The following is a 15,319-nucleotide window of genomic DNA, read 5'->3' on the forward strand; positions in this document are numbered from 1 at the left end:
GTTTACGATCCGCCGCTGGGAAAGCACGAATTCATTCGTGGGAGCATGTCAATCTCAACTCTCCCTGCCCAAAACTCGATGTGATTATATGGGGGGACAGTAAGGAGGCACATCATGGGTTCCGCTAATCTCGTGTGCATAATGGGCTCCCTGTGCAAGGAGCCTAATCTCAGGATCACTCCCAGCGGCCATCACGTGTGCGACCTGCTGGTTGCCGTCAACCGGAAGAGCGGAGTCGCTGACTACCTCCCGGTTATCGTCTGGGACGAAGACGCTGTGGCCTGCGAGCGTTCCCTCAAGACCAGCTCGTTGGTTCACGTCCTAGGGCGGCTGTCATCCCGAAACTACGAGAAGCCCGGCGGCTCTCGCCACGTTGCCATAGAAGTCATCTCGTCAAAGATTACGTTCCTCAGCGCCGCGCGGGCCGGTGGTCACAAGAATGCCAATATGATATTGCTCATGGGAAACCTTTGCCGCGAGCCAAGTCTCCGGGCCACCTCCGCGGGAAAGATGATCTCAGACCTCATCGTTGCCGTGGACAGGAAGACAGGGGGCACGGACTACCTGCCGGTCATTTGCTGGAACAAGGACGCCGAATCCTGCGGCCAGCACCTTTACACTGGTGCCCTGGTGCATGTCAAGGGCATCTTGACCTCCAGGAACTACGAGAGGGCTGACGGTTCCAGGCACGTGGCGATAGAGGTCTCTGCGCAGGAGATCGAGTTCCTGGGGGGGGCTGCCAGGCGGGAGGGGAGAGATCCCCGGGACACGGACCTCCAGGATAGAACCCGGGGAGAGATGGCCTCTAGAGCCTAGGCGAACCAGGCTAGAAAGAGGGCTTCAAGGAACACTAGGGTTGCCGCGAAGCCCAGGGAGAGGAAGGAGCCAAAGGGTACCGCAGGCCTGCCATTTATGATCATCATGCCCCAGACCCTGTCCGTGATTTCCGGTTCCTCCTCCTGGTCCATGTGCATGGGCACGCTCCCCAGGGACGCAAGCTCCCTCCTGAACCTCCACATTACGAACCCTGCCAGGAGAAGCCCCGAGAGGGAACCCACAAGTATGGCTAGGAGAAGGCCCAGGGGGCCCAGGGCTAAGCCCATGAAGAAGGCAAGCTTCACGTCCCCCATTCCCATTCCTGTGCCCCGGGTGAGCCAGTAGATGATCATGAAGACACCGCCCCCCAGGATGCCCCCGAGGACACTCAAGGCCAGGCTGGGCCCGGAAGGGTTGAGCCGGAATGCAGCGGAGGCCAGTGCGACCAGGACCCCGGGGGCTACCAGGGCGTTAGGGATCACGGCGTGCTCCAGGTCAGTGAAGAATACCACCAGTGACAGGCTGAGGTAGAAGGCCATGACGGCAAAGGCAACGGGGTCTCGTCCCGCATGGACATAGGCCAGGAGAAAGAGAAGGGCGCAGGTGACTTCAACCACCACGTAGCGGGCGGATATGGGCCTGTGACAGTACCTGCAGCGTCCCCTCAGGGCCAGGTAGCTGGCGACTGGGGCCAGGTCCCGCCAAGACAGCATATGGCGGCAGTGGGGACACTGGCTGCGGCCGCATATGCCTTGCCCTATGGGTAGCCTGGCTGCCAGCACATTGCAGAAGCTCCCCCACGCAAGGCCCAGGAGGAGCACAAGGGGTATGAACAACTCCGTGGCGGGATCTAGCCCGAAGAGCGCCTGCGTCATAGGCTAACTCTTCGCCGGGACGGGCTGGCCCTCCTTCAAGGCCCTGGAAGGGATTACGCCGGGGAAATGGCGATGGCTCCAAGACGCCGGCTTATGGGCGGGACGGGCCAGGTGTTGGTGGAATACGGGCTCCTTGGCCATCGTCGCCGCGGGCGCCACTACGGCCCTCTCCGCGGTGAAGGGCCACACCGGCTTGGTCCTGGCAAGGCTCAGCCCTGGGGGTTACCGGTGCCTGGCCAGGTAAACGGATCTGGACCCTGGCCCCTTGGGCACAGGGCATGAGAGTCTTTGGCTTCTCGTGCGGAATCTGATCCCGCCGGGAGAGGATCCCCGGGGAGTCTAGGGAACTAACCTTAAAGCCAGCCTTCGCCCGGGGGGTGGCGAAGGGGAGGAACAATGGGAGGAGGAGGCCCTCATGCTGGATTTCCCCAAGGCAAGCTTGGGAAAAAGGGTAGTGGCGGCCATAATTGACGGGCTCATTGCTGGATGTGTCAGTCTTGTCCCGGTGGTGGGAGGTGTGGCGGGTTTCGCCTACGTGCTCCTCAAGGACGGGTTCCTGGACGGGGCGAGCCCGGGCAAGAAGGCTATGGGTCTGAGAGTGGTGGAGGTTGGTTCCGGTGCTAGGGCTGCCTACGGAGAATCCATCAGGCGAAACCTGATCTTTGCCATTCCCAACCTCATTACCATCATTCCCTTAATAGGCGCGATAATCGCCCCGATCCTGGCACTCCTAGTCTACCTCCTGGAACTCTATATCGCCTGGAGGGACCCCCGGGGTCGCAGGTACGGAGACCACATCGCCAGCACTCAGGTTGTGCCGGCTAGTGCCTGAGGGGTGAAGCTATACGGTCCCGCGGGCAGTGACGGCCTGGGTTTCACCACCTGGGCACGCCTCTAGGACAAGCAGTATTTGCTTGCATCTCCCAGGAGGGAAAGTCGTGGGTGACGCTGAATACCCTAGGAACCGTCACAGGGACCGCTAACCGTTCCCCAAGCCATCCACCTCAAGGGCAACGTACCAGCGCATCGCCCAAGGGGGGTTTCGTGGTCCAGCGATGTGCGCAGGCGCACATCTCCCTTGCCGGGCCGCACAGGGCGAGGGAAAGGGCGGAACCTGCCATCATGGGCAAGGGGTATCTAGCGGCTACGCATGTTTTCGGTGGGCCCGGTCCCTGCTGGTATGCTTCTTGCTCAGTATGTGCTGGGGTTGTGTTTGCTCCCTCTCCAGTGATACCCCGAGGAGGCGAAACGGTGCAGGTTCTTGGCATCAACGGTGTCACCAGGTACTTTGGAGGGCTCCCCGCTGTCAGGGACGTGAGCTTCTCAGTGGGCGCCAACGAGATCGTGGGCCTCATAGGGCCAAACGGCGCTGGGAAGACAACCCTTCTGAACTGCGTGTCGGGGATCCACAAACCCACCGCTGGCTCCATCCGCATGATGGACCGGGAGATAACCAGGCTCAAGCCCCACCAGGTCTGCCGGGCGGGTATTGGCAGGACCTTTCAGATCCCCAGGCCCTTCCACCGCATGACGGTAGAGGAGAATGTCCGGGTGGCCCAGGGTTCGAGCCGGAAGCCCCCAAGCCGCTACATGGAGTTGGTGGGTCTTGTTCCATACAAGGCCACTTGGGCGGACAGGCTCACCTTCCACCAGCGGCGCAAGCTGGAGGTGGCCAGGGCCCTGGCGGTTGAACCACGCCTGCTCTTGCTGGACGAGGTAATGGCAGGCCTGAACCCAACGGAGACCGAGGAGATGGTGGGACTTGTTCGCACGGTCAGGGAGGAGACAGGGGTCTCCATCCTCTGGGTGGAGCACGTGATGAGGGCAGTGATGGAGTGTGCGGACCGCTTGGTTGTCCTCCACCAGGGCCAGAAGCTCACGGAAGGGGCGCCCGCAGACATCGCCAGGGACGAGCGAGTGATCGAGGTGTACCTGGGGGAGAGATATCACTTCAAGGATGAGATCACATGCTGAAGGTTGATTCCCTTGACGTAGCCTACGACGGCCTCCAGGCGCTGTACTCCGTCTCCATGGAGGTGCAGGAGGGGGAGTTCCTTGCCCTGGTGGGGAGTAATGGGGCGGGCAAGTCCACGCTCCTGAACGCGGTGGCGGGCATGCTCCGTCCAATCGCAGGGGGCATCTACCTGGACGGCCAGCGCATTGACGGGCTTTCCCCCCACCGCATCGTCGATATGGGAATCTCTCTCATCCCAGAGGGGAAGTGGGTGTTCCCGCAGATGAATGTGTTGGAGAACCTGCTCATGGGAGCCTACCCCTCTAAGGCCAGGGCTGGGACGCACGAGAGGCTGGAGGAGGTGTTCCATTACTTCCCCAGGCTCAAGGAAAGGCAGAAGCAACAGGCCCAGACCCTCAGCGGAGGGGAGCTCCAGATGCTTGTGATCGGGCGTGCCCTCATGGCCAGGCCCCGCTTGCTCATCCTGGATGAACCCTCTCTCGGCCTGGCCCCCAGGCTGGTGCTGGAGATATTCCAGATCCTCCGCTGCCTGCACCGAGAGAGCGGGATCAGTGTCATCCTGGCAGAGCAGAACGTCTACCGTGCCCTCCAGATGGCCGGAAGGGGCCTGGTCCTGGAGAACGGCAGGGTGGTGATGGACGGGCCTGCCAGCTCCATCCTGGAGGATGAGTCGATAGTTCGCAAGTACCTGGGCATGTAAATACGGGAATCGCCTCGCCCTCGAGGCGAGGACGGTGACGATAGACAGAAAAGGAGGAGGGGATGGGATTTGACACGCAAGAAGAACTGGCGTCTTGGCCTGGTTTCCATTATGGTGGTTTTCTTGGTTGGTTCGCTCCTGGCCGGATGCGGGGGCGCGCCCCAGCCGGCGGATCCGGCGGATGAGGAGCCCAAGGCTCCCATCAAGATAGGTGTATCCACCCCGTTGTCTCCCCCGGCTGACTACAAGGCAGGGGAGATCAACCTGAACACCGTAAAACTCGCAGTGAAACATATCAATGATGCCGGCGGGGTCCTGGGCCGTACCGTTGAGATCGTGGAGGGTGACGACCAGGGAGACACCGCTGCTGGTGTCAGTCTCGTCCAGAAAATGGTGAATGAGGACAAGGTCAGCGCCATCGTGGGGGTGTGGCACGGGTCCGTGGCACTGGCCCAGGCCACGGCTGCCACGGACCTGGAAGTGCCAATAATGATGCACTATAGCTGGCCCGACGAGATTACCGCCATGCACTCGGACTACGTGTTCCGCACCAGCCCCTACAACTCTCAGATCGCCCTTCTCCTGATGCCCTTCATCAAGAGCCAGGGCTACAAGACCGTTGCGGTAATGGCTGAGGACAGTGCCTATGGCATCGGCTTCGCCGACGGCATGGTAGCGGCGGCCGAAGGGTCAGGTGTTGAAGTGATAAAGAGGGTCTTCCCCGCGCAGTCGGTGGACCTGACACCCCAGCTCCTGGAACTCAAGGCCATGAGTCCCAAGCCTGACCTCCTGATCGTGGCCGCTGTCTACCAGCCCATGTACCTCATTCCCAAGCAGGCTTTGGAGGTTGGGCTGGCGCCTGAGTGTGACGTCATGGCTGGCTGGGACTACCCTGGCTGGTCCCCGGAGTGGTGGGAGACGGTAGGTGAGGCGGGCATAGGCGTCATGTACCCGACATTCCAGTCGAAGGAACTGGCTCTCACCACCCTAGGTGAGACATTCAAGGCTTCCTTCAACGAAGCCTATGGTCACGAGCCACCCATCTACGCGTACTTCCTGTATGACCAGGTGATGATGCTGGCCGAGGCCATGGAGACAGCGGGCACGGATGAACCCAAGGCCGTGGCAGCCGCCCTCAAGGACATAACCTTCGAGGGCACCACAGGCACGGTGACCTTCGAGAGCGTTGATGAGCCTGGCAGCCCCATATGGAACCAGTGGCTGGGGCACCAGATCTTCATCATCCAGTTCACAGCTGAGGGCCAGACTCAGGATGAGGCCTCCATAGCCTACAAGAGCAAGTAAGCCCGGGCGGGGGCCGGGGAATACCCGGCCCCCCTTTTGGACAACTCCGGAGGTATGGTCATGTACACACTAGACTTCATCCTTGAAGTCTTGGCCAGGGGATTAGGGATTGGAATGGTCTATGCCCTGATGGGGCTGGGCCTGACGCTAATCTTCGGGGTCATGCGCATCATCAACTTCGCCCAGGGTGAGTTCTACATGCTGGGAGGCTACGCCACCTACTTCCTCATGGTGTCCTTCGGCGTGCCCTTTATAGCTGCGCTGCCCCTCTCCATGGTGGCGGTGTTCCTGGTGGGCATCCTGGTTGAGGGGCTCCTCCTTAGCCCCACCAGGACAGGGAACGTGGGGAGCGCCATGGAGTACAGCCTGATCATCACCTTTGCCTTGAGCCTCTTTCTGCAGAAACTCGCCATCATACTGTTCGGCCCGTTCTACCGCAAGGTCCCAGACTACCTGCCTGGAAACGTGGGCCTTGGGCCTCTACGCGTCCCGGGGAACACCTTTGTGGCTATGGTGGTCTCCGGCCTCCTGATCCTCGCAGTCACCCTCTACCTGAGCAGGACCTGGAGGGGCAGGAGCTGGAGGGCCATGGCCCAGTGCCTCAACGGGGCCTCCATATCGGGGGTGCCCACAGCTAGGGAGAGCAGCCTAGTATTCGGTCTTTCAACGGCGCTGGCCGCAGCGGCCGGCGCGGTGCTCATCCCTGTGACCCTGGTATTCCCCAACGTTGGAACATCCCCCTTGATCAAGGGTTACCAGATAATCGCCATTGGAGGGCTTGGCTCGGTACCGGGGAGCCTCATCGGAGGGCTCCTCCTGGGAGTGGTGGAGACCTACGGATCCATCTTCATTTCCTCCGCCTACAGGGACCTGTACGGTTTCGGCCTGCTCATCCTGTTCCTGTTATTCAGACCCCGCGGCCTGTACGGCCAGGCCTAGGCGTGGAGGTGCTCATGAAGGGGAAACAACTTCTCGTAGCCGCATCCATCGCGGCCATTGGCTTGTTCCCGCTGCTTTTTCCCCTCCCCAGGTGGATCTACATGTTCACGCTGGCCTTCTACTACATCATCATGGCCTCCAGCTGGAACGTGATAATGGGGTTCACGGGGCTGTTTTCCTTTGCCCACACCGCCCTTGCGGCCATAGGCGGCTACACCTCCGTGCTGCTAGCCCTGCACTTGGGACTCACCCCGTGGCTTGGACTCCTGGCGGCAGGCATCTTTGCAGCCCTCTTCAGCCTGTTCCTGGGCATGCTGTGCCTCAGGCTCCACGGCTTCTACCTCTGCCTGGTGACCTGGGCCTTCGCCGAGATAGCCGCGGGTGTGCTGAAGGTCGAGTACAAGTGGTCCGGGGGGACCATGGGGCTCACAGCCCCAGGGCTGTTCCCCCGTGGCCAGCAGCTCTTGCCCAACTACTACCTGGGCCTTGTCCTGGCGGTGCTCTGCGTTGTGTTCGCCTGGGCCATTTACCGGTCAAGGATAGGCCTTTACCTGAGGTCCCTACGGGACGACCCCCTGGCCAGTGAGGCCTTGGGCGTTGACACAACCTTCTGGAAGGTATTCTCTTTCACGGTGTGCGGGTTCTGGGCCGGCGTTGGCGGGGCTTTCTTCGGCAACTTCATCGGAGTGGTAGACCCATCCATGGGCTCCCTGTCCAACATGGGCATGGTGATCCTCATGGTAATCATGGGCGGCATAGGCACCATTCACGGGCCTATCCTGGGGGCGCTCTTCGTCGTGGCGCTCTCGGAGGTCCTCCGGGGCGAACTTGCGGCCATGAGCGTCTTTATCTTCGCCATCCTCATGATCCTTACCATGAGGTTCTTCAGGGGAGGTTTCGCCGAGGCCATAGATGCCCTGCAAAGACGCCGGGCGCACGGAGGTACCCTGCCCAGGCCCGGGTGAGAGTACTCAAGGCTAAAGGAGGCAGCAGGAGTGGCTAGCGCAGCATCAGCCATAGTCAGGCAGCTTGAGAGGCTGGGTGTGGAAGTTGTCTTTGGCCTGCCCGGGGTTCACACCATGGAAGTCTATGACGCGCTCCTGGAGAGCCCCATCAGGCACATCCTGGCAAGGCATGAGCAGGGCGCCGGTTTCATGGCCGATGGGTATTCCAGGGCCAGCGGGAAGCCCGGAGTCTGTCTCCTCATCACAGGCCCGGGGCTCACCAATGCCGCCACAGCCCTGGGGACCGCCTGGGCGGATTCCGTGCCCTTGCTAGTCATCACCAGCCAGGTTCCCATGGGCTTCCGCGACCAGCACAAGGGCTACCTCCATGACCTTTGGAACTCCCACCTCTTCACCTCGTGCCTTGCCAAGGAGACCCGGAGAGTGGATACCCCGTCGGGCCTGTCCCAGGCGGTGGCCGACCTTTATCATGCCTGCCAGGATGGCAGGCCACGCCCGGTTCACCTGGAGGTTCCCCTGGATGTGCTGGGGGCGCCCATTGAAGAGGATGCCCCCAGGGAGAAGCCCCAGGAAAAGTGGCCTTCGCCCAGTCCCGAACGAGTCTTCCAGGCCCGCGAGATGCTCCAGAACGCCCGCCGCCCGCTGGTAGTGGTAGGGGGGGGAGCCGCCGGGGCAACCTCCCAGGTGATGGCCTTGGCGGAGACCCTGGAGTGCCCCGTGGTGAGTACCACCGCGGGCAAGGGGGTGCTCCCCGAGGACCACAGGCTTTCCCTGGGAGCGCGCCTGCAGGTGCCCAGCATGCAAAGGCTCCTGGAAGAGGCCGATACGCTGCTGGTGGTGGGCTCGGATCTGGCCCCCACCGACTTCTGGGCCCGGGTCCCGGCGGTGAAGGGTTCCGTGGTCTACGTGGACATCGACGCCGGCAACTTTTCGAGGAACCTCTTTGCCACTGTTGGGCTAAGGGGGGATGCCCCCCGGGTGCTCTCGGAACTCCTGAGGGGGCTTGGGCAGAGGCACCCGGACACCTTCTGGACCCACCGGGTATCCCAGGCGCTGGCCGAGTCCAGCCGTGAACTCCCAGCCATCATGGGACTGCCCCAGGGCACCGGCTGGGCCCGGGATTGCCTCAGCGCCCTCAGGGAAGCCCTCCCCAGGGAGGGCATTCTCTGCGCCGACATGACCACCCTTGCCTACATAGCCGTGAGCGAGTTTCCAGTCTACCATCCCTCGCGGTTCCTTCACCCGGCAGGGTTCGGGACCCTGGGGTACGCGCTCCCGGCTGCCCTGGGAGCCAAGATAGCCCGGCCAGACCTGCCTGTGGTGGCCCTCACAGGTGACGGCGGCTTCCAGTTCACCATGGAGGAGCTGGGCACCGCGGTCCAGGAGCGCACCGGGGTTCCCATCATCGTGGTGAACAACGCTGGCTACGGCGAGATAAGGAGGCAGCAAGGGAGGCGTCACCCCGGTAAGACCATGGCCGTGGACCTGGTCAATCCCGACTTTGGGCTGCTGGCGTCGGCCTACGGCATGCCCTACTCCAGCGCTGTCACCCCTGAGCAGCTGGGGGAGTGCCTCAAAGAGGCATTGTGCGATTCCCTGCCCACCCTGATCGAGCTGAAGGCAGCAGTGGGTGTCTAGGGCCTAGCCCCGCCAGGCGCACTCACAAGGTCCAACCTGGGGCAACCCAGAAACTCCCAAGCGGAGGTCTTCCCATGCTTTCACCAGCTTCTGTACTGGATGAAGGGCAACTTGAGGCCATAAGCAACACCTCCCTGAGAATCCTGGAAAGGGTGGGCGTGACCGTGCATGAACCCGAGGCACTGAGCCTTCTGGAGAAGGCCGGCGCCAGGGTGGATTGGCCCAGGTCCAGGGCTACCATTCCCCACAGGCTCGTCTCCGAGGCCCTTTGCCAATCCAGCCCCGTCGTGAGCCTCTACTGGCGGGACGGCTCCCGCAAACTGGAGGTGGGGGGTGACAACGTCTACTTCGGCACCATAGGATTCCCCACGGCGGTTGTAGACTGGTCAAGTGGCAGTTACCGCCTAAGCCCAACCTCCGCCGACCTCCAGGAAGCGGTGAGGGTAGCGGACATGATGGAGAACGTCGACTTCATCATGCCCCCGGCCTCCTTGTCTGACTGCCCCGCGGGCAGGATGGACCGCCACCAGTGGATGATATCCTTTCTGGGCAGCGAAAAGCACATCGTTAACCAGACCTTCGGCAGGCAAGGCGCCCAGGCAGCCCTGGCAATGGCCCGCGTGTTGGGTGGGAAGGCTGCCCTTTCAAGGCCCTTCCTCACATTCCTGGTATCCGTCACCAGCGCACTCACCCTCCGGCAGGACGCGGCGGAGACCATTCTTGAGGGGGCCAGGGCGGGGGTGCCCCTGTGCATCTACTCAGGACCCATGGCCGGGGCCACCTCCCCTGTCACCCTGGCGGGGACCCTGGCCCAGGGCAACGCTGAGGCCCTCGCCGGTATCGTGCTGGCGAAGGTGTCTAACCCTGGTGTTCCCGTGATATACGGGAGCTGGACCCGGGCCATGGACATGAAGTATGCCAACGTGGCCTTTGGCAGCCCGGAGTTCGCCCTGCTGCGAGTTGCCAGTTGCCAGCTGGCCAAGCACTACGGGCTTCCCTCGGCTGGCGGGGGGATTCTATGTGATTCAAAGGTACCTGACGCGCAGTTCGCCTACGAGAAGATGATGACGGCCCTTCTCCCTGCCATGGCCCGCATGAACATGATCGTGGGCATGGGACTGGTGGGGCATGAGAACGTGCTCAGCCTGGAGGGCCTGGTGATAGACAACGAGATCGCCGGGTATGTCCGGCGGGCTCTTCAAGGGGTGTCCGTGGACGAGGAGAGGCTTGCCTTCGACCTCATTGAGAGACTGGGCCCCGGGGGCCAGTTCCTCGCGGAGGACCACACCCTCCGCCACTTCCGCCAGGAGCTGTGGGTGCCGGACCTCACCAACCGCGAGGGCCATGTACTCTGGCTTCAGGGCGGTTCCAGGGACATCAGGGACAGGGCCAGGGAGAGGATCCAGGAGTGCCTCTCCGGGTGGGAGGCTCCCCGTGTGCCGGCCGGGGCGGTCCAGGAGATGGCCCGGTTTCTTTGACCGGGCGAACCCCAGGACTCCCTGGAGGGGAAGCCTTGACTGTGAACGAAGAGAGGGGGGTGAGGGTGTGAGGGACGCATCAACTGGAGGACTGGCGGCGGTTACCGGTGGGGGCCGGGAGATGCCAGCCTCCCTGGAAGTCCAGGCACTTCTTGATGCCATGATGGTGGGTGTCATCGCCATTGACAGCCAGGCCCTCATAACCCACATCAACAAGACCGCCGAGACACTGCTAGGCCTAGACCGGGACGCCTGCCTGGGAAGGCCCATCAGGCAAATGGTGCCCAGTACTGAACTCCCGGGTGTGCTTGAAACCGGGAAATCCAGCTCCGGCAAGGTGACCATTGGCGGCACAACCATCATGTCCGTTCGCCACCCGGTACTGGAAGGAGGCTCCATTACCGGGGCTGTCGCGGTATTCCAGGACACCACCCAGCTTGAGGCCCTCTCCCAGGAGCTGGACACCGTCAAGCAACTGTACCGTGAGCTGGAGGCCATCTTCGACGCCTCCTACGATGAACTCTTCGTGGTTGACGCGGAGGGCGTTACGCTGAGGGTGAATTCCGCCTGTGAGAGGCTGGAGGGGGTAAAGCCCCAAGACCTCATTGGCAGGAACGTGAAGGAACTTGTGTCGGAGGGGTTCTTCTACCCCTCCATCGCTGAGGAGGTGGTCCGGACGAGGCAGCGCATTACCACGGTCCAGGACACCCGGATGGGCAAGAAGGTCATAACCACCAGCAACCCGGTTTTCAACGAGAAGGGTGAGGTTGTCAGGGTGGTCAGCAACTGCCGGGACATAACGGAGATGAACTACCTCAGGCAGCAACTGGAGCACAGTGAGAGACTCACCAGGCACTTCTCCAAGGAGCTGGCCAAGGTTACCGCCAAGCTGATTGGCCTGGATGACTTGGTGGCCTACAGTGTCCCCATGAAACGGTGCCTTGAGCTGGCGGAACGGGTGGCTGACGTTGACTCCACGGTCCTGCTCCTGGGGGAGTCCGGCGTGGGCAAGGACGTCCTGGCTAGGGTCATTCACCGGCTGAGCCACCGGAGTGAGGGGCCCTTCGTCAAGGTGAACTGCGGGGCCATCCCGGAGCAGCTCCTGGAGTCCGAGCTGTTCGGGTACGAGCCTGGCGCCTTCACCGGCGCCAGCAGGGATGGCAAGGCGGGCTTGTTCGAGGTGGCGGACGGCGGCACCCTCTTCTTGGACGAGGTTGCCGAGATCCCCATGCCCTTGCAGGTGAAGCTCCTCAACGCCATCCAGGAGCGCCAGGTGAGACGCATAGGCAGCCGCAAGGTCACGCACCTGGATGTGCGACTCATAGCCGCCACCAACCAGGACCTGGCCAGGAGGGTTGAAGAGGGCCTTTTCCGGCAAGACCTGTTCTATCGCCTCAACGTGGTGCCCATCGACATACCGCCCCTCCGGGAACGCCCGGCGGACATTCCTCCCCTCATATTCCACTTCCTGGACAAGATAAAGCGGAACTACGGGATCCCCAAGACCCTCAGCTCCAGGGCCATGGATGTCCTCCTTGCCTACAGGTGGCCTGGGAACGTCCGGGAGGTAGAAAACCTCCTGGAAAGACTCGTGGTCACGACGGACGGCGACGTGATGGACCTGGAAGACATCCCCTCTCACATCCGGGGTGACAGTGCCTCCCAAGGGGCTGTGACCGTGGGGGACGTGGTCCCCCTGGAGGACGCAGTGAGGGAAACCGAGCGTCAACTGCTTCTTTTAGCCCTGAAAATGCACGGCACCTCCACAGCCGCAGCCCGGGCGCTTGGGATCCACCATTCTACTGTGATACGCAAGGCCAGGAAGATGGGGCTGTGGCCGCTGAGGGGGTAACTCGCCGCCCGTACTAGAGGCCCTTCCTGCCTTTCCATATCTTCCCTGGCAGTTCCTGCCCCCCGAAGAGGACTCCAAGGGTTTGAGGTTTTTCACCAGATCAGGAAGGATTATCTTGTTAAAGCGTGGAATTGGCTTTTCTAACGGAAAAACCTGTCGATGCCATAGGATTCTTCTCCCATAGGGGGCGAACCTGTCGAAGACAGTGAAAGCGGAACCCGGCAGGAAACATGCAGCACTCGGGCAGCTGAGTGGCTGGAGGGGGGCTCAGTGCTTGCCTGCGGGGTAGGGTAAAGCGCCCCAAAAGGTGGGTTTTTTCTTTAATGGGCACTCATATCACGGAAAAGGAGCGGACGCTAATGACCAAACAACTGGGTGTTGATCTGGGCTACGGTTTTGTGAAAGTTAGCGACGGCCAGGTTGAGCACTTGTTTCCCAGTGTGGTAGGGGTCGGAGGCGACCTTCGCTTCAGGGCGGATCTCAGCCAGGAGGACAACGCCCTGAGGAACATGGTTGTTGGGTATGGCGGGCACAAGTACTTCGTAGGTGACTTGGCAATGCGCCAGAGCGGCTTTGCCTCCCGGTCCTTGAGTCCGAACCGGGTTGAGGATTTCAACACCAAGACTCTGTTCCTGGCAAGCCTTGCCCTGTACGCTACCTGGGAGGAAGAGGTCTTCGATGTGGTGTCAGGGCTCCCAACCAGCTACTTCGCTACCTACCGGAAGGAGCTGGCCGCCTCCATGAAGGGGGAACACAAGATAACCTTCGGGGGCAACAGCAGTGAAGTCCAGCGGACAATGAGGGTAGAGAGGCTAAGGCTCATACCGCAGCCCTTCGGAACCCTGTACGACCGGGTCCTGGACAAGGCGGGGGATGTCAGGGATGAGGAGCTTGCCAAGGCCCGCGTGGGCATCATAGACGTGGGTTTCAAAACCTCTGACCTGGTTGTCGCGGACCACCTAGAGTTCATAGACCCCTTGAGCCTCTCCACTCCCACGGCGTTGTCTACAGCCTACAACACCGTGGCTAACCAGCTGATGCTGGAATTCAACATCGACAGGCCCAACTACCAGCTGGATGCCGCCCTCCGGGAAGGGGAAATCCGTATCGCCGGGAAGCCCAGGAACATCCAGGACCTCAAGCGGAAGGCCTTCGAGAACCTGGCCTCGAAGATCGTCACTGAGGTCCGCTCGGTCTGGGACTACCGGGACCTGGACACAATACTGATCACAGGTGGCGGCGGGAGGGCCTTGGCGGAGTGGCTTATACCGGCGTTTAGCAATGCCCTGCTGGTGGAGGACCCGCAATTCGCTAACGTCCGGGGCTTCAGGAAACTGGCCAAGCGCATATTCCTGGAGACCTAGGAGGTTTCCCCGGCTGTCCGGTGTCATGGCGAAGGAACTACAAGGGGGGGGTGCCCGGGAGGGCAACCCCCCCTGGCTCACTGCTGGCCGGGGTCGCAGGCCCGTGGGAGGCTCGCGACTGGAATCCCGGTCCCACGCGGGAATGGCACGTAAGGCCCAAAGAGGCCTGCTCTCTCCCGGGGGCTACCCGGCCTAGAGAGGTTTGTGCTGCCCGGCATCGAAGGCATTGACGCACACCCTGCCCCCGGGTCCAGGGATTGAGGGGAACACGCTGGCCCGGCGGATACCATCGCTGCGGAGGACATCCGCAGGGTTGCCGTCATGCAGCCGCATGCGCGGGCCTCCCGGCCTGGCTGCAAGCAGGATAAAGGCAAGCGCCGTCTTTGGAGCACTCGGGATCATCGAGCGCTGACAGCGCTGCGCCACGCGGCAAGAATGGGTGCGGCCCACCGCCTCCCAGCTCAGGGTGCGGGCCATCCAACAGGTACAAGCAGGACCGGCTCCTCCAGGATGCCAAGGGAGTCCTTCAGGGCATTGTCGTCGAAGGCCCCAACCACAACGCATCCCATACCAAGAGAGGCTGCCTGGAGACACATGTTCTGGGTTGCCCCGCCAGCCTCCATGTGAACGTACCGGGTGCCCCGCTCTCCGTAGCGCCCAGTCGTGCGTGTGTAGTCTGCGGCAATGATGACGGTAACGGGGGCGTTTTCCACGGCTGCCTGGCCCAGTGCAGCCTGGGCCACGGACTTCCGGAAATCCCCGTCCAGGACCGGTTCCAGGGAGTGAGCGTCCCTGTCGTAGCGGTAGACGCCTGGTGGCAGGGTCTTTACGTCACCGGCGGCCACATACACCTCAAGCGGATGGGTTGCCCCTGCCGAAGGGGCGGGCCTCGTGGCCCCGCTCACCGCATCCGCGGTATCGGTCCTGCCGGCTGCCGCCCACAGGACCTGCGCGAGGCATTCCAGCGACACCGGGGTACTTGCGTACTCACGCACCGACATCCTGAGTGTTATCGCCTCCTCGAGCGACCTTTCGCCTTTGAGGGATGGCTCCGGGAGGGGCACAGTGCGAGGCGAAGAAGGAACGGGCGTGTCTTCCGCGGGGGCGTTCCCGCACCCCGGGGCACATATGCACAGGCCCAAGACCAGTATCATGAGTGCAACTGTCTTCATGAACGTGAGCACCTGGTTTACCAAACCTGCCTAAACCGCAAGTTTGGAAGGCCGCCTCTCTTCGGCCAATTTTGACGCTTCATCCAGGATTGCTCCGAAAAGTCTTACATCCCGTCCACGCCCGTTTAGACTGTCCGTGAACCCACTCCGGCCAGTATGGATTCTTAACGCTTCCGCCTCAATGTTAGAGGCGGCATTCCAATCTCTGCCTGCGGTGTAACCGCACTCACAAACAAATGT

The 15,319-nt window shown here is 61.9% G+C and carries 14 protein-coding genes; 11 read left to right on the plus strand and 3 right to left on the minus strand.

Features of this window, described 5'->3' with window-relative positions:
• The first annotated feature begins 114 nt into the window (after nucleotides 1-114).
• Nucleotides 115-816, plus strand: a complete 702-nt coding sequence (locus AB1576_07745) for a single-stranded DNA-binding protein (GenBank protein ID MEW6081654.1) — start codon at nucleotides 115-117, stop codon at nucleotides 814-816.
• Here AB1576_07745 and AB1576_07750 read toward each other — a convergent pair.
• Nucleotides 813-1,691, minus strand: coding sequence for a prepilin peptidase (locus AB1576_07750; protein MEW6081655.1), 879 nt, complete (start codon nucleotides 1,689-1,691; stop codon nucleotides 813-815). The genes AB1576_07745 and AB1576_07750 overlap by 4 nt on opposite strands.
• A gap of 415 nt (nucleotides 1,692-2,106) precedes the next feature.
• Here AB1576_07750 and AB1576_07755 point away from each other — a divergent pair, with 415 nt between their 5' ends.
• The 10 genes from AB1576_07755 (at nucleotide 2,107) to AB1576_07800 (ending at nucleotide 13,907) form a co-directional block, all read left to right on the plus strand.
• Nucleotides 2,107-2,523, plus strand: a complete 417-nt coding sequence (locus AB1576_07755) for an RDD family protein (protein ID MEW6081656.1) — start codon at nucleotides 2,107-2,109, stop codon at nucleotides 2,521-2,523.
• A gap of 419 nt (nucleotides 2,524-2,942) precedes the next feature.
• Nucleotides 2,943-3,665 carry an ABC transporter ATP-binding protein gene (locus tag AB1576_07760; protein MEW6081657.1) on the plus strand — a complete coding sequence of 241 codons (723 nt, stop codon included), beginning with the start codon at nucleotides 2,943-2,945 and terminating at the stop codon, nucleotides 3,663-3,665.
• Complete coding sequence (locus tag AB1576_07765; protein MEW6081658.1) at nucleotides 3,659-4,366, plus strand: ABC transporter ATP-binding protein; 708 nt, start codon at nucleotides 3,659-3,661, stop codon at nucleotides 4,364-4,366. The genes AB1576_07760 and AB1576_07765 overlap by 7 nt, the downstream gene beginning before the upstream one ends.
• Before the next feature lie 69 nt (nucleotides 4,367-4,435).
• On the plus strand, nucleotides 4,436-5,671 hold the full coding sequence (locus tag AB1576_07770) for an ABC transporter substrate-binding protein (protein ID MEW6081659.1): 1,236 nt from the start codon (nucleotides 4,436-4,438) through the stop codon (nucleotides 5,669-5,671).
• 60 nt (nucleotides 5,672-5,731) lie between these two features.
• On the plus strand, nucleotides 5,732-6,610 hold the full coding sequence (locus AB1576_07775; protein MEW6081660.1) for a branched-chain amino acid ABC transporter permease: 879 nt from the start codon (nucleotides 5,732-5,734) through the stop codon (nucleotides 6,608-6,610).
• Between the two features lie 14 nt (nucleotides 6,611-6,624).
• Complete coding sequence (locus AB1576_07780) at nucleotides 6,625-7,575, plus strand: branched-chain amino acid ABC transporter permease (GenBank protein ID MEW6081661.1); 951 nt, start codon at nucleotides 6,625-6,627, stop codon at nucleotides 7,573-7,575.
• A 30-nt stretch (nucleotides 7,576-7,605) separates the two neighbouring features.
• Nucleotides 7,606-9,213, plus strand: a complete 1,608-nt coding sequence (locus AB1576_07785) for a 5-guanidino-2-oxopentanoate decarboxylase (GenBank protein MEW6081662.1) — start codon at nucleotides 7,606-7,608, stop codon at nucleotides 9,211-9,213.
• A 74-nt stretch (nucleotides 9,214-9,287) separates the two neighbouring features.
• Nucleotides 9,288-10,691: a trimethylamine methyltransferase family protein gene (locus tag AB1576_07790; protein ID MEW6081663.1), complete on the plus strand. Its 1,404-nt coding sequence runs from the start codon at nucleotides 9,288-9,290 to the stop codon at nucleotides 10,689-10,691.
• 67 nt (nucleotides 10,692-10,758) lie between these two features.
• Nucleotides 10,759-12,543 (plus strand): sigma 54-interacting transcriptional regulator, encoded by a 1,785-nt coding sequence (locus AB1576_07795; GenBank protein ID MEW6081664.1) that lies wholly within the window; start codon nucleotides 10,759-10,761, stop codon nucleotides 12,541-12,543.
• A gap of 359 nt (nucleotides 12,544-12,902) precedes the next feature.
• Nucleotides 12,903-13,907: a ParM/StbA family protein gene (locus AB1576_07800; GenBank protein MEW6081665.1), complete on the plus strand. Its 1,005-nt coding sequence runs from the start codon at nucleotides 12,903-12,905 to the stop codon at nucleotides 13,905-13,907.
• A gap of 192 nt (nucleotides 13,908-14,099) precedes the next feature.
• On the opposite strand, the gene AB1576_07805 is transcribed toward AB1576_07800, so the two are convergent.
• Both AB1576_07805 and AB1576_07810 read right to left on the minus strand, forming a co-directional pair.
• Nucleotides 14,100-14,240 (minus strand): hypothetical protein, encoded by a 141-nt coding sequence (locus tag AB1576_07805; GenBank protein ID MEW6081666.1) that lies wholly within the window; start codon nucleotides 14,238-14,240, stop codon nucleotides 14,100-14,102.
• Between the two features lie 128 nt (nucleotides 14,241-14,368).
• Complete coding sequence (locus AB1576_07810; GenBank protein MEW6081667.1) at nucleotides 14,369-15,079, minus strand: SagB/ThcOx family dehydrogenase; 711 nt, start codon at nucleotides 15,077-15,079, stop codon at nucleotides 14,369-14,371.
• Between the last annotated feature and the right edge of the window lie 240 nt (nucleotides 15,080-15,319).

The organism is Bacillota bacterium (genome assembly GCA_040754315.1).
GTDB lineage: Bacteria > Bacillota > Sulfobacillia > DUSP01 > JBFMCS01 > JBFMCS01.